At 44.6% G+C, this 23,467-nt stretch carries 19 protein-coding genes; 11 read left to right on the top strand and 8 right to left on the bottom strand.

All coding sequences use genetic code 11. The annotated features are described in order from the left end of the window. Positions 1–75: 75 nt before the first annotated feature. A complete protein-coding gene (locus R8G66_06945; GenBank protein MDW3192081.1) occupies positions 76–1,281 on the bottom strand; it encodes an MFS transporter in 1,206 nt (401 codons plus the stop codon). Between the two features lie 129 nt (positions 1,282–1,410). Beyond that, positions 1,411–2,088 carry an HAD family phosphatase gene (locus R8G66_06940; protein MDW3192080.1) on the bottom strand — a complete coding sequence of 226 codons (678 nt, stop codon included), beginning with the start codon at positions 2,086–2,088 and terminating at the stop codon, positions 1,411–1,413. A 186-nt stretch (positions 2,089–2,274) separates the two neighbouring features. Between R8G66_06940 and R8G66_06935 the strand changes: the two genes are divergently transcribed. After that, a complete protein-coding gene (locus tag R8G66_06935; protein ID MDW3192079.1) occupies positions 2,275–4,368 on the top strand; it encodes a PQQ-binding-like beta-propeller repeat protein in 2,094 nt (697 codons plus the stop codon). 7 nt (positions 4,369–4,375) lie between these two features. Beyond that, positions 4,376–4,870 (top strand): hypothetical protein, encoded by a 495-nt coding sequence (locus R8G66_06930; protein ID MDW3192078.1) that lies wholly within the window; start codon positions 4,376–4,378, stop codon positions 4,868–4,870. Here R8G66_06930 and R8G66_06925 read toward each other — a convergent pair whose 3' ends face one another. From R8G66_06925 to R8G66_06915, 3 genes are all read right to left on the bottom strand, one after another. After that, the gene (locus R8G66_06925; protein MDW3192077.1) at positions 4,871–6,637 is read right to left on the bottom strand and encodes an ATP-binding protein; all 1,767 of its coding nucleotides are present in this window, start codon (positions 6,635–6,637) and stop codon (positions 4,871–4,873) included. Between the two features lie 116 nt (positions 6,638–6,753). Continuing rightward, positions 6,754–9,897 carry an ATP-binding protein gene (locus R8G66_06920; GenBank protein MDW3192076.1) on the bottom strand — a complete coding sequence of 1,048 codons (3,144 nt, stop codon included), beginning with the start codon at positions 9,895–9,897 and terminating at the stop codon, positions 6,754–6,756. A gap of 321 nt (positions 9,898–10,218) precedes the next feature. Beyond that, positions 10,219–10,593 (bottom strand): response regulator, encoded by a 375-nt coding sequence (locus R8G66_06915; GenBank protein MDW3192075.1) that lies wholly within the window; start codon positions 10,591–10,593, stop codon positions 10,219–10,221. A 173-nt stretch (positions 10,594–10,766) separates the two neighbouring features. Between R8G66_06915 and R8G66_06910 the strand changes: the two genes are divergently transcribed. Genes R8G66_06910 through R8G66_06875 form a run of 8 tightly spaced genes read left to right on the top strand, consistent with a single transcriptional unit; the run spans position 10,767 to position 18,082 of the window. Continuing rightward, positions 10,767–11,612, top strand: coding sequence for an EboA domain-containing protein (locus tag R8G66_06910; GenBank protein MDW3192074.1), 846 nt, complete (start codon positions 10,767–10,769; stop codon positions 11,610–11,612). 23 nt (positions 11,613–11,635) lie between these two features. Continuing rightward, positions 11,636–12,541: a TatD family hydrolase gene (locus R8G66_06905; protein ID MDW3192073.1), complete on the top strand. Its 906-nt coding sequence runs from the start codon at positions 11,636–11,638 to the stop codon at positions 12,539–12,541. After that, positions 12,538–13,434, top strand: a complete 897-nt coding sequence (gene eboC, locus R8G66_06900; GenBank protein ID MDW3192072.1) for a UbiA-like protein EboC — start codon at positions 12,538–12,540, stop codon at positions 13,432–13,434. Before R8G66_06905 ends, eboC begins: the two co-directional genes overlap by 4 nt. A 19-nt stretch (positions 13,435–13,453) precedes the next feature. After that, positions 13,454–14,614, top strand: a complete 1,161-nt coding sequence (locus tag R8G66_06895; GenBank protein MDW3192071.1) for a 3-dehydroquinate synthase — start codon at positions 13,454–13,456, stop codon at positions 14,612–14,614. Continuing rightward, positions 14,604–15,815 (top strand): metabolite traffic protein EboE, encoded by a 1,212-nt coding sequence (eboE, locus tag R8G66_06890; protein ID MDW3192070.1) that lies wholly within the window; start codon positions 14,604–14,606, stop codon positions 15,813–15,815. Before R8G66_06895 ends, eboE begins: the two co-directional genes overlap by 11 nt. After that, positions 15,812–17,173, top strand: a complete 1,362-nt coding sequence (locus R8G66_06885) for an alkaline phosphatase family protein (GenBank protein ID MDW3192069.1) — start codon at positions 15,812–15,814, stop codon at positions 17,171–17,173. The genes eboE and R8G66_06885 overlap by 4 nt, the downstream gene beginning before the upstream one ends. A 14-nt stretch (positions 17,174–17,187) precedes the next feature. After that, positions 17,188–17,586 carry a hypothetical protein gene (locus R8G66_06880; protein MDW3192068.1) on the top strand — a complete coding sequence of 133 codons (399 nt, stop codon included), beginning with the start codon at positions 17,188–17,190 and terminating at the stop codon, positions 17,584–17,586. 40 nt (positions 17,587–17,626) lie between these two features. Further along, the gene (locus R8G66_06875) at positions 17,627–18,082 is read left to right on the top strand and encodes a nuclear transport factor 2 family protein (GenBank protein MDW3192067.1); all 456 of its coding nucleotides are present in this window, start codon (positions 17,627–17,629) and stop codon (positions 18,080–18,082) included. Positions 18,083–18,171: 89 nt separating this feature from the next. Here R8G66_06875 and R8G66_06870 read toward each other — a convergent pair whose 3' ends face one another. The 3 genes from R8G66_06870 to R8G66_06860 form a co-directional block, all read right to left on the bottom strand. Next, positions 18,172–21,291 (bottom strand): HEAT repeat domain-containing protein, encoded by a 3,120-nt coding sequence (locus R8G66_06870; protein MDW3192066.1) that lies wholly within the window; start codon positions 21,289–21,291, stop codon positions 18,172–18,174. Between the two features lie 110 nt (positions 21,292–21,401). Beyond that, on the bottom strand, positions 21,402–22,067 hold the full coding sequence (locus R8G66_06865) for an alpha/beta hydrolase (protein ID MDW3192065.1): 666 nt from the start codon (positions 22,065–22,067) through the stop codon (positions 21,402–21,404). Between the two features lie 3 nt (positions 22,068–22,070). Then, on the bottom strand, positions 22,071–23,144 hold the full coding sequence (locus R8G66_06860) for a GDSL-type esterase/lipase family protein (protein MDW3192064.1): 1,074 nt from the start codon (positions 23,142–23,144) through the stop codon (positions 22,071–22,073). A gap of 98 nt (positions 23,145–23,242) precedes the next feature. On the opposite strand from R8G66_06860, the gene R8G66_06855 reads away from it, so the two are divergent. Further along, on the top strand, positions 23,243–23,458 hold the full coding sequence (locus R8G66_06855; protein ID MDW3192063.1) for a hypothetical protein: 216 nt from the start codon (positions 23,243–23,245) through the stop codon (positions 23,456–23,458). Positions 23,459–23,467: the final 9 nt, after the last annotated feature.

Below are 23,467 nucleotides of genomic sequence, written 5' to 3'. Positions count from 1 at the left end.
GCTGGAGGTTACACATCCACTAAAAATAAAAATCCCATCAAAAGATGGGATTAAAAATACCTTAAAATTTATGAATCAAGCGTGACCTGCCTGCTGCTTTCGTTGCCAAATGAACACCACAACGAAAAAGGCAATTAGAATCACCGGTAAGATTGCAATGTTCGCAAGCGTCGCCTGACCGGCTGCCAATTCCAATGCATCACCTGATAAACCTTCAGCACTTTTCGCTGCACGATGACCATCGATCCAGCCACCAATGATCGGCTGAAAAATCGACAAACCCAGCATGCCTACACCGCCGATTAAAGACATACCCAAGGCTCCCGTTTTAGGTAGATACTCCGCGACAAAGCTGATCATGGTTGGCCAGAAATAACATACGCCGATCGCAAACAGAATGGCATATAGATAGACAATACTTCCTTCGGCCGAACTCATCAGAAAAATAGCAATGGCAGAAATCACAGCAGAAGATAACAATACCCCTGTGATGTTCAGTCGGTGGATCAACGGACCGGCGAATAATCGGCCTAAAGCCATCAATACAGTAACCAGTGCTAACACCAACAAGGGTTGTGCACCAGAACTATCTAATATTCTTTCTACCCAGGATTGTGTTCCCAGCTCAGTGGTGGCAGTCAACGCCATACAAACCAGCATCAACCAATAGATCGGTGAGCTAAGAATGGCTTTAAAGTTTTCCGCAGTGCTGTTTGACGACTCTTTAGAAGTCTCAGGAAAAACCTGGCCTCTGAACATGAAGAAGTAGATCAGTGCAGGAATGTACATGATTCCTAATTTCAATTGCCAGCCTCCGCCAGTCATGTTCACCAACAGGACTAAAACTGATCCTATAGCAATCCCGCCGGGAAACCATACGTGAAACCGATTGAGCATGACCGCTTTTCTATCCTCGTACATATCCGAGATCATCGGATTGTAGGCAGCTTCCACCATTCCATTTCCGAAACTGATGAAAAACGTAGAGAAAAACAGGGTGATGAAACTCCCCGATAGAATCGAAAAGGTGATCCCGACAATGTGACAGATAAATGCAATATCACCAATTCGTTTTGGTCCGAGTGAGTTGTAGAGTGGACCACCGATCAGGGTAGCAATGGGAAATCCAAAGATCCCCATGAAGTTGATCCAGCCCAATTGTGAATCACTGAGGCTCATGTCACTGACCAGGTCATTCATGATACCGGCCCGGATGCCAAATGCAAAGGCTGTAGTCAGCAATGCAAAACAACTGGCAATAAATAATCGATTACGATTCATATGGATTTATTCTTCTTCTAGATTTAGGTTTCAAGCCAATAAAAATAGGCTTTTTTTAATTTCTGCCAATTCTTGGAGCAACTGCACCCCTGCTTTTGGAACATTTGCAATTCCACGTGGGGGTGTGGCCTACCCTATTGCTCCTTTCAGACTTGTAAAATGATAGTCTTTAATGAATCGCTGTATCCCAGTGATCCCATCAAATTCAGCCTTTTCATGGGTATTCAGGATCACGACCACTTTACATCCTGCCGCACTTCCTGACTTTGCTCCGGTAGGTGTATCTTCAAAAACCACACAGTCTTTCGGGTCAACACCAAGACCAGCAGCTACTTTATGATAGATCTCCGGATCAGGTTTTCCTTTCACCACATCGCCTGCATGCTTGACCACCTTGAACAAGCTTCTGATGTTCAATTCATCCAGGACAAAGTCCACATTCTCAACTGGAGCTGCCGAGCCAATACCCATAGGTAATCCCTCCGATTTCAGTACTTCCAGAAAGCCATCCAGTCCGTCGATCAGTTTCAATTCATCTTTAAAGATTTTACGGTATTCTTCTTCCTTTTCCCATGCAATCCGTTCCCGATCTTCATCGGTAAAACGATCGCCAAACAGTCTTTGAAGGATCTGCTTGTTCACACCATGGATCTCCTGACGCACTTGTTCCAGGTCCATTTCCAGCCCTAATTGAGCGAGTTTTCTTTGCCAGGCCCGGTGATGGACCATCATGTTGTCCACCATGGTACCATCCATGTCGAAAATCACCGCTTTCATCTGATCAGCCATCTTAAAATTGTGTTTCATAGAAAATGAAGTTCCACTCAATGTTAGTAGAGTCTACTGTAAATCAAGCTTCTAAAGGAAAATTTACCTTGGAAAACGTTGCCACTGGTGATTGATGACTCAAATCGCATTTACAGCGGTTTGCACGACCTATAGCATTAGTTCATCATTGTTTAACTTCCAGATGAAGTCGACAACCTATAATCCATGCGATCTGTTTTTCTATTATGTACTATTATTTCCCTTGCATTAGGATCATGTGAACATCCATCTAACGAATACTCCGATCCAAACTGGGCACACTATCAAGGAGGGCCGTCCAGAAATCAATTCAAAACATTCGATAAAATCAATACAGGAAACGTTCATCGTCTGGAGCAGGTCTGGGAATACAGTTCCAATGGAGGTAGTGAAACCAACGGTCAAATACAATGTAATCCCCTGATCATTGACGGTATTTTATATGGAACCTCACCTGGCCTCAAACTATTTGCTCTAAATGCGGCAACAGGCGCAGAGCAATGGACATTCGATCCTGTTAAGTTGATAGATGAGCAATTCGGAACAGGTGTTAACCGAGGGTTGAGTTATTGGACAGACGGAAAACAAGCTCGTATCTTGTATACCGTGGGGCCCAACCTGATTGCTGTTGATACCAAGGATGGTCAACCTCTTTCATCCTTCGGGGAAAATGGCGTCGTGAACCTCAAAAAAGGGCTTGGGAGAAACATCGATCGAACCTATTATGTCAATAACACACCAGGAACCATTTATCGTAATCTACTCATCGTAGGCGGCAGAACTTCAGAAGGTGCTGATCATGCCCCTGGCCACATCCGTGCATTTGATGTACTTACCGGAAAGATCTCCTGGATCTTTCATACCATCCCTCCTCCTGGATCATTTGGTGCAGAGACCTGGCCGGATAGTGCCTATTGGAAGAGCGGAGGAGCCAATGCCTGGTCCGGATTTAGCATTGATCAGGAAGCTGGGATCGTCTATGCGCCAACTGGCTCTGCTTCATTTGATTTCTACGGTGGCGATCGACACGGCCAAAACCTGTTTGCCAATTCAATTGTAGCCCTCAATGCCAACACGGGCGAAAGAATCTGGCACTATCAAGTCAGACATCATGACTTATGGGATCGAGATCTTCCTGCACCGCCTAACCTGATCATGCTGAAAAAAGAAGGACAACAGATCAAGGCATTGGCCCAAATCACGAAATCAGGAGATTTATTTGTCTTGAATCGATTGACAGGTAAACCGATTTACCCCATCAATGAAGTACCTGCAGAACCGTCCACACTTTCCGGCGAATCCGCGTGGCCAACCCAACCTGTCCCAACCGTTTACCCTCACTTTTCGAGAACTACCTTCTCTGAAGCTGACATACCCATTCGTAGTGAACAGGCAAAAGCAGAGGCCTTGTCCGCATGGGACTCTATCCGCTGGGGTGAGTTTATCCCACCCGCATTAAAAACCAAAGTCTTGTTTCCAGGCATGGATGGCGGTGGCGAATGGGGTGGCGCGGCTTTCGATCCTGAGGATGGATGGCTCTTTGTTAACTCGAATGAAATGACCTGGAAATTTCAGTTCAACAAACATAAACCGCTCTCGCTAGGACAAAGCATCTATCGAACTAATTGTCAAGCGTGCCATGCTGCCAATTTCAGTGGCAATCAATTGTATGGCAACATTCCGGACCTGCGAGGGGTGAGTAAACGGATGACAAAACCTGAAATAACCACTCTCCTAAATCAAGGAAGAGGTATCATGCCACAATTCTCGAAATTGACGCAATTAGAAACTCAGGAAGTCATCAAATACGTTTTTGGCGAAGCGACTATCGTAAAGGATGCCGGAAGTTGGCCCTATCCCTATGCTTTCAATGGCTATGAGAAATTCCTTACATCTGATGGTCTTCCTATTATTCGCCCACCCTGGGGTCAACTCACCGCAATAGACATGAATGAGGCCAAGATCAAGTGGCAGGTACCCTTAGGAAATATTGACTCGCTAGATATCCCTGGACACCCAGTGACAGGAACAGAAAACTATGGAGGACCTGTAGTGACCCGTGGAGGTCTTGTCTTTATCGCCGCTACCTCTGATGAAAAAATGAGGGCTTTCGACAAAACTACCGGAGAGCTTCTTTGGGAAGTAAAACTTCCTGCGGCAGGTTATGCCACTCCTTCTACCTATCAAGTGAATGGGAAACAATATCTGGTGATTGCTTGTGGGGGTGGCAAATTAGGGACTGCAAGTGGAGATAAGTATGTAGCTTTCGCCATTAATTAACGACACCTTGCAATACAAAACACACGTCTTCGAAGAAAAAGACAAAAAAGATCGATCCTATCAATCCCATTATTGGATGGTTTTTATTTTCCTTACTCTCAACGTTATTGGATTTATATATTTCGGTGCTGGCATTGGAGTCATTGGAACAATTGGGATGGTTGTTTATTTAGTTAACGCAGCCCAGGAAGAGAAAAAGAAAATGGGGTTGAAAGCTTATGGTAAAAGAAAGGGAGAACTGACCGTTGCCGAAGATTACCTGATTGTAGAAAATAGAAAGATTGTTTTTGATCAAGTCAGTAACCTAACTATTTATGTCGATGAATTTACGGGCATGACCAAAGACTTTTTCTGGTCTTATCATGGAGGTAACAATGAAATTTGCTTCGAGCATAAAGGCAAACATTACTCCTTCAATTACATCATCCGAAACAAACTAGATTTTTTACATGTGGAAAAGCTTGTGACCACTATTGAAGCGAAGTATCCCCCGAACGTTTAATCACGCCGCCATTGGCAGCCGCACGTAAAACGTAGTGCCTTTGTTGAGTTCCGTCTCGAATCGGACACTCCCGTGCATGATCTCTGAAAAGAGCTTGACGATCCAAAGTCCTAATCCTGTAGAGGCTTCACCTCCCGTAGGAAGGGCGGCGGTTTGGTATTTGTTAAATAGCCGTTCGCGATCTTCTTCTTCAATACCGGGGCCTTCATCTTTTACTGCGATACAAATGAATTGTCCTTCTACCCTGGCCATGTAGTCAATGCCTTTGCCTTTAGGACTGAACTTGATGGCATTGGAGAGCAAATTCTCAATGATCTGACGCAAGTAAAACCGATCCCCCAGGACATAACAACCGTCACAATCCTGAACATGGATGCTGATTGATTTTGCGTTGGCTTTGTCTTCCAATTCGGAGATCACCTCCTTACCAAGGACTGAAACATCGAGCTTTTCTAATTGCAGGTTTCGGTTACCGGACTCGATGGCTTCCACATCCAGGATCTTAGAAATCATAGACTCCATTTCCTCCGAGGATTTCATGATGTATCCGTTGAGTTCCTTTTCCTCCGGGCGGATCTGATCACTCTCACTCAAAAGCCTTGAGAACCCGGCAATCTTAGAAAGTGGAGAACGAAGGTCATGCGCCAATACTTCAATCAGGTCATTCTTTTCCTGGTTTAAGCGTGTCAATTGCTGATTGTGATTCTCAATGGTCCGTTGCTGACCCATGAGCAATTCGGTACTCCGTGCTTTGATCTGGTATCGGGCATACAAGAAAATCACACTGAATAGTGCAATGATGGCTATACTGGCAAGTAGATAAATTCGCGCATTCTTGTCCTGATCCCTTTGTGTAGCTTCCAGCAACTCCCTGAATTGCATCTCTCGTTCTCGAGCAGAAATGACGATTTCTTCAAAGGGGCCAAATTCGGCTGAACGGGCCAATTGATCAAAAATGGCCTCCACATCTTCTCCCAGGTACTTTGTAATGATCCTGGTTTTGTCTTTCATGAATTGTTCACTTGCGTAGTACTCGTTGATCGGAACATCCCAATCACTTTGCATCGGATAGACCAACGCTAGCCCTGAAAGCTTGATCGGATAAAAAAACTGACGTTGAATACGTGGATCCTTGGCAGTGACATCCATGAAATTGGGCAAATCGATGTACCCAAAACCATTTTCTAATTCCCCGATCCGCCCCAGGATCTCGCCACTGTTCTTCACCAGCTCAAAATTAAAATTGAGGTTTTCCTTTTGCTTCAAATCTTTCAAAGCATTGATCAACGTGGTATGCTCGATGGTAACAGCAGTCGCCTGATCAAATATCTCTCTGAACTCTTCCTCCGTATGGGCCAAAGGCATGCTGGCACTTGAAACCAATACGGCAATATCTGAAAGGTAAGGTGGTGCGAACCTGAGAAACTGCGACCGTTCTTCTGTGATAGAAATCGAGGAAGCTCCCATCATCCCGCCGGTCCCATCTTTGATGATGTCCATCACCTCTTCGAAACTATCTGTTTCTATCAAATCTACTTCGACCTGGAGCTGATACTTCTTGTTCAGGTAAGCTGCAAAAGCATAGATCAAATCCTGTTCTACCCCATCCAATACATCCTTGGAATCAGGGATCTTAATGTTATTAGGATACCAGTAAACCTTCAGCGTTCCTTCCCTGTTGGCCACAACTTCTTCCCAGGACATACCTTGTCCTAGAACGATAATTGAATTCACTAGAATCCATGCAATAAGAAAGAGTCGTTTCATGTAATGGTTAAGCTCACATCAAGCTATCTAAAAACCCTTGTAACGCCAAAGTGTTTCGACCAACAGGAATTAACCTTAGATCATCGTTTAAAATATGACAGTGAACTTGAAGAGGGTTATACCAGGGACAATGGTAACTTGATGGTCACGCTTGTCCCCTCGCCTTTTCTGCTCTGAAGAGAAATTGACCCGCGATGATTCTTTATGACCGAATAAGCAATGGGGAGACCAAGTCCTTCGCCTTCACCCGGTTCTTTCGTGGTATAAAACGGATCCCACACCCTTTTGCGGTCATGGGCGTCTATGCCATCACCTGAATCGGTGATTTGAATTTTCGCGAATGCCCCGTCTCTGGCCGTTTCTATGTGTATCTCACCCTGTTGGGTAATTGATTGTTCGGCATTGGAAAAGATCTGATGCAGTGCCTGTTGCAATTCACCGTTGTATCCTTTCACGTACAGCTCCTCCGACTCTAAGTCTTTGCTAATGATCACCCGGTCACTGATCTGACTTCCAAACACAAGTAAAGCATCTTCGATAAGCGCTTTGATTTCACATGGTTGCTTCTCTCCGAGCCTGGACTCACCCAGCTTTTCAACGGAACCTACCAACCTGGTAATCCTTCTCACACCAGATTCGATCATTCCCATAAAGCTCTCAGTTTCTTTGTCCTTGTGCTCCAATTTTCGTCCTAATAGTCCCAGACCTCCTTTGATAAAATTGAGCGGATTATTGATCTCATGTCCCAGACCCGCGGCGAGTGTTCCGAGTGAAGCCATTTTCTCAGAATGAATAAGTAATGCTTGTGTCTTTTTGAGCTCAGTTAAGCTATTGGATAGCTCTTTATTGCGTTCAAGTAATAATCGCTTCTGCATCTCAATTTCAGACGTGCGCGCTCTCACAAGTTTTTCCAGCTTTTTGTTTTTGTAACCCATGTAGAACACCACTGCGATCAGCAATAGTAAAATCGCCGCAGCGATCATGAACCTGAACAAAACAGAACGCCAAAACGGTTCTGAGATGATCATTACTAACGAGGCGTATCCCTGCTGAGGAACCTTGCCTACACTGTTGACAGCTCGCGCCTGGAACTCATAAGTCCCCGGAGCCATGTTGGTATAGCTGGCTGCGTTGTGACTACCCGCGTCTATCCAATCTTCATCAAAGCCCAGAAGACGATATTGGTATTCGTTCGAATGGGCGTCACGGAAGTTGATGTTCGCAAATTGAAATTCGAAGGAGTTCTGATCATATTCCAATCTTAGGGTGTCTGTCTTTTCAATGGAACGACTGAGCAAGGGGCTTTTACCTGCTAAAATCTCTTCGTGATTGAGTAGGAACGAATGGATACGGGTGGTTTGTGGTGGTTCACTTACGAGTATGTCCTGAGGTCTGAAAAAGTTTAGTCCATTGACCCCTCCGAAATACATCATACCTGATGGTGATTTAAAATAAGCCCCTGAATTGAATTCACGGCTCTGAAGCCCTTCAACGTTGGCGTAGTTGTAAAAACGTTCTTCCGTCGGGCTAAATCGGCTAAGGCCATTGTTGGTACTGACCCAAAAGTCTCCATCACCATCCTCAAGAATACCATAAACGTTTCCATTGGCTAGCCCTTGACGTTCATCAAACTGCCTCGCCTCACCTTTAGCCAAGTCCAATAATATGATCCCATTGTTTGCACTCGCCAACCAGACATCACCATTCTCTCGTAGATAAGCAGATCTCGCATTCTGTGATAATTGAGGAAGGTCAAACTCCGGATAGAATTCCTCAAAATCGACGATCTCACTTCCGTCGACTACTTTGACACCTCTGTTTGAAATCATCCAAAGGTGGTCGTTGACCAACAGCAATTGGTTGATCTTACCTACTTTGTAGCTCGCTACCCGAGTGATATCTACCGAACTAGCGTCCCGACCACCATTTCGTAACGCTAAGAGCTGTGCTTTAGGGACGCTGTATACCCCTCCTGATGCGCCGAAATAGAAATCGTCCCCCCATTCCAGGGCCGTCCACACGCGACCTTGCACCTTTATTTCAATAGCCTGGCCCTCGGGATGAATGAGGTAAACCGCGTTTCTACCTCCTGACAGGATGACATCATTCAAATCGACAAAAAAATCTGAGTTCCGGAGCTGATCTCCATATTGATTTATCACCGGATAAAATTTCCGTTTCTCACGATCATACCACTCAATCGATTTGTTAGAACTGACTAATACCTTTTGATCGTCTTTCGTATAAACAGCTTTAATGAATTTTGGGATCAATTTTTCACTAGATCCAATGATCGAGAGTCGTTGAGACTCTGGGTCGTATTGATTGATTCCAAGACCGGGTGTGCCTACCCAAACCATTCCTCCTTCTGACGCGTAAAGGGAAGCAACCAGATTGGAAGATACGCTCGTGGGATCAGTATCATCATGCACTATTTCCCGGATAGAGAAATCGCGCTTATCCAGGATTTTTAAGCCACCTGCAGAAAACCAAATATAATTCCCTTGTTCTGTGATAGATTGTCTTCCGCCGCCGGAAGACTTATCAAAGCCGGTCGTAAAAAATACCTCACCAGCGGCAGTCAACCCATTGATCCGATCAGGCTCCAACATCCAAATCTGACCATCCTTGTCCAATAGTAATTTCTTCACATTTGTGACTGGGATCATTGATGATTTTTGCTCCTTGAACTGATGGGTGGAAAGGTCATAGATAAATAGTGAGGAATTTGTCCCTATCCAGATCTCATTACCAATCGTTAGGATTGTATTGACGCGATGCCCCTTTAGCTGATTCCTTAACAGAGAGAATCTTTCGACTACAAATTGTTTATCTGCAAAGCGAAATAAATGGACTCCATTATTGGTTCCGACTAGCAAAAGCGAATCTCCTACCCGGTGTAAGGCGTTGACGATATTGGCCCCATTCTCCTTATCAGGCACATAATAGCGTTGGAAATTTCTTAACTCGGGATCATAAACATTGATACCCTGAGCCGTGCCAATCCACAAATTATTTTCAGGACACTCAATCAGGGAAAATATTTCATTGTTACCTATAGAGGACGAGTCTTCCGGATCATTGCGAAAGACTTCAAAAGAATGTCCATCATATCGATTGAGTCCATCCAATGTTCCAAACCACATATAGCCTTCATGATCCTGATAAGAAGCGTAAATTGCCGATTGGGACAGGCCATCATCTACGTTCAGTCGTCTGAATTGATAAGGTTGCCCAGTGAGCTTGCATAAGACAACCATGAAAAGGATAGCACAAAGACCGGATTTTAGGTAGCTCTCTTTTAGCACGTTAAATAAAAAATAATACTCACTCTTAGGTCAAATCGGCGATGCTGAAAACAGGCTGATTTGAAGCAACAAGTTTAGCGAATCCTTGAAAGAGAATTACAAAATAGCGGGCGGCAATAGGGTGACAAAAATTGAAATATTTTCAGCTAATGGTATGCCACCTAGAGAGAAATCCTATCAAAATGTTATGATGTAAATATTGTGAGATGATCTATACAACCTCTTGTGTATGGTCAAAACAGCTCTGTAGACATCCCGAAAAAGAGGTGCTAATTAACTGGCAGTATTCAGCACGGCCTTTTGGATCATTTCCATATCAAAAGGCTTGGAAAATGAATTAATGATCAATTGGTCTTTCAATGCAGAACGTACCTTTTCGTTGGAAGGAAATCCCGTAAGGATAAAACATCGCAGATGAGGAAATTTTTCCTTCGCTTGTGCAATGAAGTCTACGCCATCCATGCCCGGCATACGCATGTCACTTACCACCGTATCCAGTTCACGTCCTTTGTCTTGAAGTAAAGAAAGGCCTTCCTGGCCATCTCTGGCGATATGAATTTGAAATTTGTCCTGAAAGGTGATTTTGAAGAGTGTAAGGTTCATCTCTTCATCATCAACATACAAAACAGATGGTTGGCGAATGGACATCTAAACAATTTAGTGGCGTATCATAAATGTAAAAATAATTCTTATAAATCCCAGCATTGGACGACTAACTTAGTTTACAACGCCGTGTACCTCAAGTATTATTTCGTCTTGATCGCTAAAACTTCAAGCCTTGATTTCTTAGTTTAGGGCCTTCGAATGTGGCATCGCAATTCATGAATGACTTAAACACGGTAATCACGGGGGAATGTATACAACTGATCCCAGACGAACCAGCTAAACAATGGTTTTCCAGTCAGATCAGCAACTTATCAGCCGGAAGCAGTTTTTTCCTTGCATTTGGGATGGCACCTAAAAAAGTTGGTAAGCAACCCATCATTCTTTCAAATGCATTGATTGGGGCACTTTCAAGGATCAATCCCGATGCGAATCAGGTGAACTGGAGTTTAGATGAACTGGTGAGGCTGGCTCTGCTCCTTCAGTTACCTATGGAAGGCAGAAACGAAAGCATCACGAAACTAATCGCTACTTCAGATATTAGGGAACAAAAGTTGATCTTCAAGTCCCTCCAATACCTGCAGCAAGCTGACGACTTTGAGCTACAGGTGATTGATGGCATTCGCACCAATATGACTGATGTATATGATGCAATCGCACTGCACAGTAGTTATCCCAAAAAGTATTTCAAGGAAGGCGCCTGGAACCAAATGGTCCTGAAAGGTATTTTCATGGAACGACCAATTTATCGCATCTATGGATTGGACGAAAGGAGAAATGCGGACCTGGCCCGAATTGCCATAGATTTCGCTCATGAACGGCAATCGGCAGGTCGTAAAGTCACACCCGAACTCTGGCGGTTAGTGGTGCCTTTTGTGGATGATGCGGTCATGGAAGATCTCATCAAAGTGGCTCAATCATCTGATGAACTGGAACAAGATGCAGGCAAAAGAGCACTTACAGAATCCAAACATCAAGCCGCACATACCTGGCTTAAACAAGCGAAACAATCCAGCGAATTAAGAAGTTGGAATGACATTGGCAGCGCCATCTTTGAAGCATGACAGATAGACATAACTTATTAGAAATGAAATACATAGATCCACATATCCACATGATTTCTCGAACCACTGACGATTATGAAGCTATGCGCAATGCTGGAGTTGTCGCAGTGATCGAACCAGCCTTCTGGTTAGGCCAGCCCAGAACAACCGCAGGGAGTTTTCAGGATTACTTCAGTACCATTGTTGGATGGGAACCATTTCGTGCCTCACAGTTTGGCATCAAACATTACTGCACCATTGGACTTAATTCTAAGGAAGCCAACAATGTGCCCCTGGCAGAAGAAGTCATGGAATTGCTCCCACTTTATGTCATGAAAGACAATGTGGTAGCCATTGGTGAAATTGGTTATGATGATCAAACGGAGGCAGAAGACAGGTTCTTTCGTGAGCAAATCGAATTGGCAAAATCAGTGGACCTGCCCATCATGGTACACACGCCACACCGCGATAAGAAGAATGGAACCATCCGAAGCATGGACGTACTGGAAGAACATGGATTCGATCCTTCGAAAGTAGTGATCGATCATAACAATGAGGAGACCGTACAGAGCGTACTGGACCGAGGGTATTGGGCTGGGTTTACCATCTACCCTAAAACGAAAATGGGCAGTGAACGCATGGTAGAAGTTGTCCGACAATATGGATCTGAGCGTATCATCGTAGATAGTTCTGCTGACTGGGGCGTAAGTGACCCCCTCTCGGTCCCAAAGACAGCCAATCTTATGCGTGAACGAGGTATCTCTGAACATGACATTCATTTGACTTGCTATCAAAACGCGCTGGACATGTATGGCCAGAGTGGTTCCATGAATGAAAGTGATTGGGCTGATGGTGTCTCTTTTGATCAATCGATATTGTACGGTGGCAACAGTGTATTACGCGGACAAGAACCCAAGAAATCTTCTGATCCGAACATTGTAGAAAATTGAGCGACGGCAGACCTAATCCGTACCTGGTGCTCGTTCGGCCAGCCAATGTAGTCACCGCAATCGCAGACATCTTTGCAGGCATTGCCTTATCTGGTGCATTGGTCAGCAACTTCTTCAACGATCATATTTGGTCGGGATTGGCATTGGTGCTGACTACCGCCTGCCTATATGCCGGTGGAATTGTGTTTAACGATGTATTTGATTTTGAACTGGATAAAAAGGAACGTCCTGAACGACCCTTGCCTTCCGGTCAGATCACAAAAGAAAAAGCCGCCTGGTTTGGGTTAACACTTTTCATCATTGCACTATCGGCTTCAGCACAAGTTTCCACCATAAGTGCCATGCTTGCCATTGGTATCATCATTTGCGCGACGAGTTATGATAAATATTTCAAGCAAACCCTGGTTGGTGGCCCATTGGTGATGGGCATGTGCAGAGGGCTCAATCTATTGTTGGGGGTCAGTATCATTCAAGGTCAGGTGTTTGAACTTTGGTGGATCAGTGGACTACCAGTCTTGTTTATCGCCGCGATTACGTTGACCAGTAAGGGCGAAGTACACGGTAATAATCGGTATTCGGTGATGCTTGCCTTAGGTTTCGACCTGATCGTTGCAGGGGCCATTATTTTTCTGGCCTATCAGGGATATTTTCAACTCCTGATGGTACTTCCTTTTCTGCTCATCTGGCTGCTGATGAATCTAAGAGCAAAAGGGAAAGCCATCATCGAGAATACACCTGGCAACGTCATGAAAGCCGTGAAAATGGGCGTTATTTCCCTGATCCCTTTGAACGCTTGTTACGCCGCTGGAAGTAGCTACTGGTGGTTTGGATTAATTACCCTGTTGCTTCTTCCTCTGTCTTTATTACTTTCACGAAAATTCGCGGTAACCTGAGCAGACAGAGGCGCTACAGATGAAAATTCAGCAAAATTTTACAGTCCAGTACAATTACGATATCCACTTCACGCAGCATTTATTCAGGGAAGACAATCCCTTGTTTAGAACAGTGATTGCCGCCCAGAGGCAAACTCGTGTAGCATTTGTGATCGATTCAGGTGTAGTTGATCATCATCCAGATTTGATCGCTCAACTGACAAACTACATATATAATGCAGACCTGCTGGAATTGGCCGCTATTCCTCTCGTTGTTCCTGGAGGAGAAAAAGTAAAGAACGACTTGCAATATTATGACCAGACCCTGGCATTGATCAACGACGCAAAAATCGACCGTCATGCATATTTAGTTGCCATCGGTGGTGGTGCGTTGCTAGACATGGTTGGGTTTGCTGCGGCAGTGGGTCATCGAGGCATAAGACACATTCGGATCCCAACAACGGTACTCAGCCAAAATGATTCTGGTGTTGGCGTGAAAAATGGCGTCAACTTTTTTGGGAAAAAGAACTTTATTGGAGCCTTTTCACCGCCCCAATCAGTGATCAACGACACCATCTTTCTCACCACGCTTGATCCTCGCGATTGGAGGGCAGGTGTCGCAGAGGCAATCAAAGTAGCCCTTATCAAAGACGCACCATTCTTTGATTGGCTTGAAGCCCATGCTACTGCCATCAATGAACGCGACCTAAACACGATGACCGATCTGGTCTATGAATGTGCCAAATGGCATTGCGATCACATTTCTGGTGGAAATGATCCTTTTGAACGAGGTTCTGCCCGGCCACTGGACTTTGGACACTGGGCAGCACATAAACTGGAACAATTGACCCGATTTGAGATCCGACACGGTGAGGCGGTGGCCATTGGTATTGCTTTGGATGTCGTCTATGCCACTAAAGTTGGATTACTGAATCAGACGGATTGTGATCGTATTCTGGCAGTCATTGCCAGCTATGGTTTTGATCTTTTTCATGAAGCATTACTATCTGAAGACGGGGAAAACGTCAATTCTGCTTTGCTGTCAGGCATAGAGGAATTTCGTGAGCATTTAGGTGGTGAACTGTGCATCACTCTGATTAATAAAATAGGTCATGGCCTCGAGGTACATGAAATGAACCTGAACCAGATCGAAGCGGCTGTTTTGACATTACAAACCAACTACCATTCACATGCGCATTAATCATCACGATGGACTGCTGACCTATTGCAGTAATATCCATCCTGGAGAAAGCTGGCAAGAGACCTTCGAAAACTTAAAAAAATATACAACTCAGGTCAAAGCCGAGCTGGGCGTTGATCAGTTTGGCATTGGCCTCCGGTTATCTCATGAAGCTTCTTACGAACTGGTACAGGAAGGCAAAATTCCAGCGTTCAAATCCTGGCTGGAGGAGAATGGCCTATATGTCTTTACCATCAATGGTTTTCCTTACGGCCAGTTTCATTTTGATGTCGTGAAAGACAAAGTCCATGCGCCCGACTGGACACATCACGATCGGCTGCATTATACCAAGCGCTTGTTTCACATCCTGGCGGCGCTGCTTCCCGAAGGCATGGACGGAGGCGTGTCAACTTCTCCCCTTTCCTATCGATTCTGGCACAAGAGTGAAGCGGACTTAACACGAGCCAAAATCGAATCCTTGTCTCAGCTGTGTGAGGTTGTGTCCACCTGCAGGAAATTTAAAATGATCACAGGGAAAAGCATGCACCTGGACATGGAGCCTGAACCCGACGGGATCCTGGAAACTTCACAGGAGTTTGTCGATTTTTATGAGCAATATTTGTTAAGTCAGGGTATTCCTCAAGTACAAGAGCATCTTAGCTGCACGGCAATCGAAGCTGAAGACGCTATCCGTGAACACGTGCAGCTCTGTTATGATGTTTGTCATTTTGCCGTCGGCTATGAAAGCCCTGAAGAAGCCATCAATCGAATAGAAGCAGCTGGCATTCGTATCGGAAGAATTCAAATCAGCGCAGCCTTAGGTTCTCCATCCATGAATCCTGAAAATCAGCAGGAAACCATTCATCAGTTGAAAGCCTTTGACGAACCCGTCTATCTGCACCAAGCTGTTGTCAAAACGAATTCAGGAAGATTGAAACGTTTTCAAGATTTAGGAGATGCTCTAAAGGCCTTTTCTCCAGAAGATCAGGAAATTCGAACACACTTCCATGTACCAATCTTCACAGAAACATATGACCAACTGGTTTCTACGCAACAAGACATTGTTGAAACGCTCAAGGTCTGGAAGAAGAAGAACTTCACGAATCACCTGGAAGTAGAGACCTATACCTGGGATGTACTGCCTGATGATATGCGTACCGATCTCGTCAGTAGCATTGTGAGAGAACTGAATTGGGTAAAAGACAGCCTCGATCAGCCATGAAGAAAAACGCCCTGATCAATGTGGTTGGTCTTTCGAAAAGACTCATTGGCGAACAAACCCCCTTTTTGAAAAAGTGGAGTGAGCAAAAGCAGATTGCCAGCGTAGATCCTGTATTACCCGCAGTGACCTGTTCAGTGCAGACTACTTACCTCACCGGAAAATGGCCCACCGATCATGGCATAGTCGGGAATGGTTGGTATTTCAAAGATGAGCAGGAAGTCAAGTTATGGCGTCAATCCAATAAGCTCGTTCAGTCACCAAGTATCTGGGAGCAAGCACGAGAACGTAACCCAGACTTTACCTGCGCCAATATGTTCTGGTGGTACAACATGTACTCTTCTGTGGATTACTCAGTTACTCCACGACCACAATATCGGGCCGACGGACAAAAAATTCCTGATTGTTATTCACATCCGGCTTCTCTCAGAGACGAACTACAGGAAGCGCTGGGGACCTTTCCCTTATTCGATTTCTGGGGACCAAAAACCAGCATCAAATCCAGTCAGTGGATCGCGGATGCAAGTCAGTTGGTTTTTGAAAAACACGAACCTGATTTGCTGCTAGTATATCTACCCCATTTGGATTACGTCCTACAGAAATTCGGTCATGACGAAAAACACCTTCCTAAAGACCTTCAAGAAATTGACCGGGTATGTGAAGGGCTAATCACATGGTTGGAAAAACGAGGTGTGGAAGTCTCTGTGATTTCGGAATATGGGATCACCCATGTAGAACACCCCATTCACATCAATCGGGTGCTGCGAGAGATGGGCCTCGTCAATGTACGCATTGAAAATGGACTTGAATTACTGGATGCAGGTGCTTCCAGGGCCTTTGCACTGGCGGATCATCAGATCGCACACGTGTATCTCAATGATCCCTCCACAGAAGAACAAATCAAAGAAAAGCTTTTAGAGGTCCCGGGAATTGAAATGGTACTGGATAAGCAAGGAAAGAAAGACCATCACATCGATCACGAGCGAAGTGGTGACCTGGTTTTGGTGGCTGACACCAAAAGCTGGTTCACTTATTATTATTGGATGGATGATGAAGTGGCTCCGGATTTTGCCCGAATGGTTGACATTCATAAAAAGCCAGGATACGATCCCGTCGAGATGTTCCTCGATCCGAAAAAGAAATTGATCATACCCCGCATCATTCTTACACTTCTGGCCAAAAAAATGGGGTTCAGAACGGTTATGAATGTAATCCCACTTGATGCGACTTTGGTGAAAGGTTCACACGGTAGAATTGGCTTAAAAGATGAGGATAAAGCAATTTTCATTAGTCAAAATCAATCCGAATCACCCATAGAACCCACTAACATTCAGGATATTCTTCTCGACAAAATCTTTTAAAAAATCAACAGCGCATGTCTTTCATTGAGCGGGTAAGTCAAGATCCTCATTTCATCTTCCTGATTGATGGCATTGGAGCCAATATTACCGCGCTTTCCTTGTTATTGGTATTGCCGAACCTACCTGAAGTCTTTACCATGCCTGCCAACATCCTGAATTACCTGGGAACCATTGCTTTGGTATTTGCTACCTACTCACTCTGCAATTTTTTCTTAAAACCGAGGAAGGCCAAACTACTGATCTGGATCATTGCCATAGCCAACCTTGCGTATTGTCTATTTTCAGGACTCATTGTAGCGCGACTATTATGCCGACTTTCCATGTTGGATGTGGTTTACTTTTTGGGAGAAATTCTAATCGTTGCTGTTTTGGCGACGATTGAATTTAAAGTGGCTAAAAGCATTAAAGCATAAGGCCTTAAACCAAATTATTGATGATTGTCGTATAAGGAATATGAATCTTTCATCGATTATAACCCGATCCTTTTTCTTCATCATTGTAATAAGCTGCTATTCCACTTCAGTCTTTTCACAATCTTCCAGTGATGATGAGGCCATCCAACAAGTCATTGATAACTATGTTGTCGGTTGGCGAACTGCAGATACGGTTCTATTATCTCAGGCCTTTGACCTGAATGCCGGTGTGGTACTTTGGGTGGACAGAAAGTCCAACCCCGAGCGACTCAACTCCATGACCCTCAAAGCGTTGATAGGAAGGATGAAAAAACAGGAAGGTTATGGCATCAATTATACCATAGGGGAACTGAAAGTAATTGACTCACAACTTGCCATTGCCATGGTAAAGATCCCCTCCAAAAAAGGACATTACATCGATACGCTTGAATTACAGAAGATCAATAGCCAATGGAAGATTGTACTGAAGTCATTTGTCTACTTCCCGGATGCATGACGATCTAATATGAGTTCACATATGCACCGCATAGACCCATATCTCATAAATACGTATCAAAAATTCATTTATTGGTACACATATCTATCCTATTCCAACTCCGCCGGTGCATAATACCCTTTCTTATCAGCGATTTCATTACGAACACTGGCTACTTCTTTACTGGTAATTTCACCTTCCGCATTCCCAAAGGCGTTTCGCACATAAGTCAAGACTGCCGCTGCTTCCTCATCGGTTAGCAAGCCTTCGAATGGCGTCATAGGAACTTGTCCTGGATAATCTACATCATTCACCGTAATTGGACCTAATAAGCCCTTCAATGTCAGTTTGATCAAACGATCCTTGTCCTGTAACCAATCTGATTGTGCCAATGGAGGAAATCCCGCAGCAGGAAGTCCCTTTCCATCATATTGATGGCAAGTACCACAGTAGCCATCCTTTTCATAAACCTGTTTGCCTAACTCCCAGGTAGCAGCCAGTGCTCCTGAAAAAGGATTTTCAACCTTCTCTTTGACACCCAGGTCTAGCTTTTCGTCATTCAAATGCGCCTGAGCGGTAAGGAATGGAACAGAACTCCATTGGTCCAGTGCCTGAGTAGATGCAGCTTCCAACACTGCTAATCCCTCCTCTTTATCCATCCAGGAAGCTGCGATGATTGCTTCAAGCCGAACCCTTCCATGCTCATCAATAGCGGCTCGCTTCATCCAATCCAATGCATTCGGAATCTGATGATGACTGTACCTCAATACACGTACTGCAGCAGCTCTGGCACGGTAATCTGCCGCTTGCAGTAGCTGATCCAACAGATCTACATCCACTTTATTCAGACCCCAGGAAACCCACAAGGCTTCAAGCAAGTGGTGTTCATATCGTGAATCAGATTGATCCAACGCGTCAGCCCATTTATTCAATGCCGCTAAGACCAGTTTCGGTTCTTGTGCACGTAAGGCCCTTCTTACCCGATAGCGAGAACGGTATTCCGGTAACTTGAGCTGATCTAGTAATTCCGTAATTGAGGCCTCTTCTACTTTAGCAGGGGTAACCAAAGGCCGGGAAGGATAAGTAATCCGATAGACCCTTCCGTGCACATGATCTCTCAAGGGATCCCGAGCATTGTGCTGCATGTGGCCAATGAGTACATTGTGCCAATCCAACAGGTATAGCGATCCATCAGGAGCAAATTCCAGGTCTACAGGACGGAAATTCTTGTCAGAAGAAGAAATGAGATCCTGACGGTATTTGAGTTGATATCCGGTGCCATCATCGGCAACCGCATGCTGTTTTATTCCCAGGTAGCCGATCGTATTATTCAGAATGATATCACCCTGAACCTCATCAGGAAAATGCCCACTGGAAATAAACTCCAAACCCGATGTGGGTCGAACCAAATGCGCCTCCTCGATCAATTGTTTGGGATTGGTAGTTGCTACACCATATCGCGGATTGACAGATCCCTGCTGCATCCACCGTAAAGCTGGTCCGGATGTATCCAGGAAGAAATTCTGGCCCCACTCATCAAAAGCAATCCCCCAGGGATTTGGAATGGGTAGCTGCGCTGTTCTTTCCAGGTGATGGCGTTGAGGGCTGTAGCGGTAGAAGCCACCATTGGTCGCACGAACCGGACCATAAGCGGTTTCTACGTTGGTATGTAGAAACACCCCTTCCGCCATGTAGATGGCGCCGGAAGGATCAGCGCTAAAGGCACTGATGGCGTGATGGGTATCATGGTCATCAAATCCACTCAGGACGACCTCTTCCCTATCGGCGCGATCATCACCATCTTCATCGATCAACAATTTGAAATGGGTCCCCTGAGACACATAGACACCTTCCGGAGCAAACTCAAAACCAATGGTCAAATGAAGTCCTTCAGCGAACGTAGTTTGTTTATCAGCTATGTAATCTCCATCTGTGTCTTCCAGAATGATCAGCTTGTCATTTGGTTTGGAATCGCCGGGTTTATAATGCGGATAAGACGGCATCACCCCAACCCATAATCTGCCCTTATCATCGAAAGACATCTGGACTGGATTGGCCAGATCGGGAAATTCCTGCTCGGAAGCAAATAAAGACACTTCATATCCCGGCGCCATTTTAAAACTGGCAAGGGCCTCGTCCCCATAGTGGTAACGGGATTTTCCACGACCATAATCTCCTTCAATGTAATTGGTTTCTACCTCTGGTAAGGTCCTCGTTTTAGCATCAGCTGTAGTAAGGTCCATTGGCTCTCCTTTGACTGCCTTCCAAATTGCGGTATCCCGATTGGCCGTCATTTGACGGATCTTCTCCAATTCATATGGGTAGTTATCAGGTCCAAAAGGATCATATCTCCGACCAAAAACATGGACCCCATTGGGAATTTTATAGTCATTGTGCCAAAACCAGTTCTTTTCAAGTACAGCCTCTCGCACCAACTCTTCATTGGTGCTTAGTGGTACTTCTTTATTGAATATTGCCTCAATTAGGAACTGACTGAACTGCTCACTTCCTAGTTCATTCAATTGAAAGCCATCTTGTGTCAAAGCGTCATTTCCCGCCATCCAGCGTTCGCTAACCTCAAAAGCATCCACAAACTGGACATGATTTGTCGCACAAACTTCCTTCATGACCTTTGTATACAAGGAAAGTCTTGCATTCTCCATAATTCCATCCGGCAAATCAAATTGATCGGATAAGTTCTCGAACGCAATGGGAGATACGATTGTCAGCTTCGGAGCGGTTGTACCATTGTATTGCTGCGCCAGGGTGTGTTTGATAAAGGCGTCGAGTTCGTCCTTGAAAGCTTGTAAACCTTCTACTCCCTCAAATGACTCATTATAGCCAAAGAAAGCGATGATACGATTGATCTTATGACGTGTCAACCACTGGTCCGGGTATTCGAAATGACCTTCACTTCCTGATGGTTGCGCTAATTCCGTTTGAAATTGTTCGGCTCCTTCGAAAGCCCAGGGGGTATTTCTGCCAGAATGAGCTCTAAACCCTGGCGTATCACCAGCATCACAAAAATTCCGAATGTACAACTGCTGATCAGGATAAGCCAGGTGCATACTCGTCTCAAAGTGACCATACAGCATCAAGCGTGCACCGAGGTTATTACCAATCAATGCGATCCGTTCTCCTTTTTCCAATTCCAGGGGAGTACTGCACTGTGAAAAAATCAAACCGATCAATGCTAGCAAAAGAGTAGAAATGGGTTGGCTGTTGTTCATCGAAATAGGTTAAGGTATAGCAATCGAATTTAAGCAGTTTATAGCTTAAGCCATTTACCGATTTTCTCGAATAGTACACAATCCATCTAAATATGGAATGTGCACCTGGGTTATACTTTAACTAACAACTGGTTAATCACTTCTAAAATCTCCTTTCCTTTCAAATAAACCATGTTGTGGTCGCCTCCTTTTACCAGATGGTCTACATGCTGGATTTTTTGGATCTCGAATGTAACATCCTTGTCCCCATGAATCCTAAAAACGGGTATTTCCAAAAGATCGATATCCTTCCAGGTTGAGATATGATACAAGGCCCATCTGAAATAATGCGAGGACAAACTTCGAACTGATGCTCGAAAAACTTGTCTCAGTTCAGGCGTTCTATAGCTATGCGTCCTGGCCCAAAACGGAAAAGTCAACAAGATTATTTGCCTGGTGATCAATCGATGAAGGCCATATTGTCCGAGCAACTTCAACCTTACTGGGATTTCATGATGACGCATCATACTAGAGATCAATATGATCTGTTTGACCGGTCTAAGCCTGGAAATTTCCTGAGCCAGTACTCCTCCGAAAGAGTGCCCGATCAGGACGATCTCACCCTCCGCGTCTAACAAAGGCTCACTCAACCGAAACGCATATTCCTTGATTGATTCCCACCCTTTAGGTTCTATCCAGTCAAGCATGATCAGCTCTCCGAATTCAATAGCTAGCTGATCAAAAATCCTGGTTGAAAGTCCAAGTCCGGGCAAGCAAAAGATGGACAGCCTGGACATGATTCAATACTTGTTCTGCTTCCTTGCTTTCAGAAATTCATTCAGCACTTCCCCAATGACCCTGTGTCCTTCCGCGGTAAGATGTCTGTCGTAATAGTAATATTGGCGAACCTGATTTTCTTGAAAAGAAGCAATCATTTGTGACCTGGGATCGATTAATGGAATTCCATGCCTGGCGCAATAGGCTTTTAGAAAATCTTGCACTTCATAATTCAATGGATTGATGTTCTTGACCCAATCCTCAGGATCGATTTGACTTTGGTCCGGGATTACTAACACTGCCAGTTCGGTCCCGATCTGTTCAGCCTGACACCTCATCACATCAAATAACTCAGCTGTAATGTCCAATGCTTTTTGCTTTTGCTCTTCTGTTCGAATAAAGCGCTTTCTAATGCCGAAGAAGCGGTATCTCAAGCCTCTAAGTCCTTCATCAATCGCTACTTTTAGCCTCCACCCTGTAGCAACTGGTTTCAGTTCTCCCTTTTCAGCAATTGACATGGGATTTTCATCCCAATCCAATTCATCCTTCCGAACGCAATTCCCTTCTGCATCAAATCCATAATCAGGAATGGCATTCCCCAAGTTGCCTTCCAGGTCATTCCAAAAAAAGCAGAGAATGGTGAGGTCTGGTTGAAAGGCAGCTCCAAACTTATCAAAGACCGCCAACTCATTTCTGGTATCGTAGGCCGCTGCTCCGGTATTGGCTACTTCATCATCAGAAAAACGAGTAGCCACTTGATGAACAAATGTCTCTTGATCTGCCACTCCCATTCCGTAAGTAAAAGAATCGCCTAGAAACAGGATCCTCCGAACGGAATCTGGCTTAGGAGTAGCAAACTCCTGATTACCCCTTAAACCCTGCAATGTATGGTTGGCTGTGTGTCGGAATTCGCTTTCAGCAATGGTCGCCTGAATGCCGGGAATAGGTCGATGGTGATAATAAGGATGCCTCTCATGGACATGTGTCCCATAAAAGCCAGGATGATCCCAAAACAGACGCAGGCCTAATTCAGCAATACCCAGGGCCAGAATAATGCCGATACAGATCGTAATCGCTGCAAATACCTTTTCTTTCATCAGACGCAAATTTGTCCTTCAGGCAAGAAAGCAAATAATAAAAATCAAAATTTTTCGAGCCTTGTAATATTCAATTCGAATTTGATACTAATAAGGAAATGATTAAACACATTATGAAAGACAAAAACCCAGTCCGTTTTACAGTAATCGCTATCGGATCATTGAGTATCATTGCCGGAATCATTCTCGCTGTTACCCAAAGTGAATTTAACGAGTGGTTCTCTGCAATCGTTTTGGGATTATCCATGATTGGAGGTGCTCTATTTCATGATTTTCGAGAACCTCTTGAAGACGAATTGAACTTAGATAACTAAATCGAGATT

The organism is Cytophagales bacterium, assembly GCA_033344775.1.
Classification (GTDB): Bacteria; Bacteroidota; Bacteroidia; order Cytophagales; family Cyclobacteriaceae; genus JAWPMT01.
Note: the sequence above shows the minus strand (reverse complement) of the source record. Positions and strands in the feature narration are given on the sequence as shown.

Bases quoted from the DNA above. Each gene is read 5' to 3' on its own strand.
- R8G66_06910 (MDW3192074.1), top strand. From the start codon at position 10,767: ATGAATGACTTAAACACGGTAATCACGGGGGAATGTATACAACTGATC.
- R8G66_06895 (MDW3192071.1), top strand. From the start codon at position 13,454: ATGAAAATTCAGCAAAATTTTACAGTCCAGTACAATTACGATATCCAC.
- R8G66_06945 (MDW3192081.1), bottom strand. From the start codon at position 1,281: ATGAATCGTAATCGATTATTTATTGCCAGTTGTTTTGCATTGCTGACT.
- R8G66_06920 (MDW3192076.1), bottom strand. From the start codon at position 9,897: ATGGTTGTCTTATGCAAGCTCACTGGGCAACCTTATCAATTCAGACGA.
- R8G66_06870 (MDW3192066.1), bottom strand. From the start codon at position 21,291: ATGAACAACAGCCAACCCATTTCTACTCTTTTGCTAGCATTGATCGGT.
- R8G66_06875 (MDW3192067.1), top strand. From the start codon at position 17,627: ATGAATCTTTCATCGATTATAACCCGATCCTTTTTCTTCATCATTGTA.
- R8G66_06865 (MDW3192065.1), bottom strand. From the start codon at position 22,067: ATGTCCAGGCTGTCCATCTTTTGCTTGCCCGGACTTGGACTTTCAACC.
- R8G66_06940 (MDW3192080.1), bottom strand. From the start codon at position 2,088: ATGAAACACAATTTTAAGATGGCTGATCAGATGAAAGCGGTGATTTTC.
- R8G66_06855 (MDW3192063.1), top strand. From the start codon at position 23,243: ATGATTAAACACATTATGAAAGACAAAAACCCAGTCCGTTTTACAGTA.
- R8G66_06925 (MDW3192077.1), bottom strand. From the start codon at position 6,637: ATGAAACGACTCTTTCTTATTGCATGGATTCTAGTGAATTCAATTATC.
- R8G66_06905 (MDW3192073.1), top strand. From the start codon at position 11,636: ATGAAATACATAGATCCACATATCCACATGATTTCTCGAACCACTGAC.
- R8G66_06885 (MDW3192069.1), top strand. From the start codon at position 15,812: ATGAAGAAAAACGCCCTGATCAATGTGGTTGGTCTTTCGAAAAGACTC.
- R8G66_06935 (MDW3192079.1), top strand. From the start codon at position 2,275: ATGCGATCTGTTTTTCTATTATGTACTATTATTTCCCTTGCATTAGGA.
- R8G66_06915 (MDW3192075.1), bottom strand. From the start codon at position 10,593: ATGTCCATTCGCCAACCATCTGTTTTGTATGTTGATGATGAAGAGATG.
- R8G66_06880 (MDW3192068.1), top strand. From the start codon at position 17,188: ATGTCTTTCATTGAGCGGGTAAGTCAAGATCCTCATTTCATCTTCCTG.
- R8G66_06860 (MDW3192064.1), bottom strand. From the start codon at position 23,144: ATGAAAGAAAAGGTATTTGCAGCGATTACGATCTGTATCGGCATTATT.
- eboE (MDW3192070.1), top strand. From the start codon at position 14,604: ATGCGCATTAATCATCACGATGGACTGCTGACCTATTGCAGTAATATC.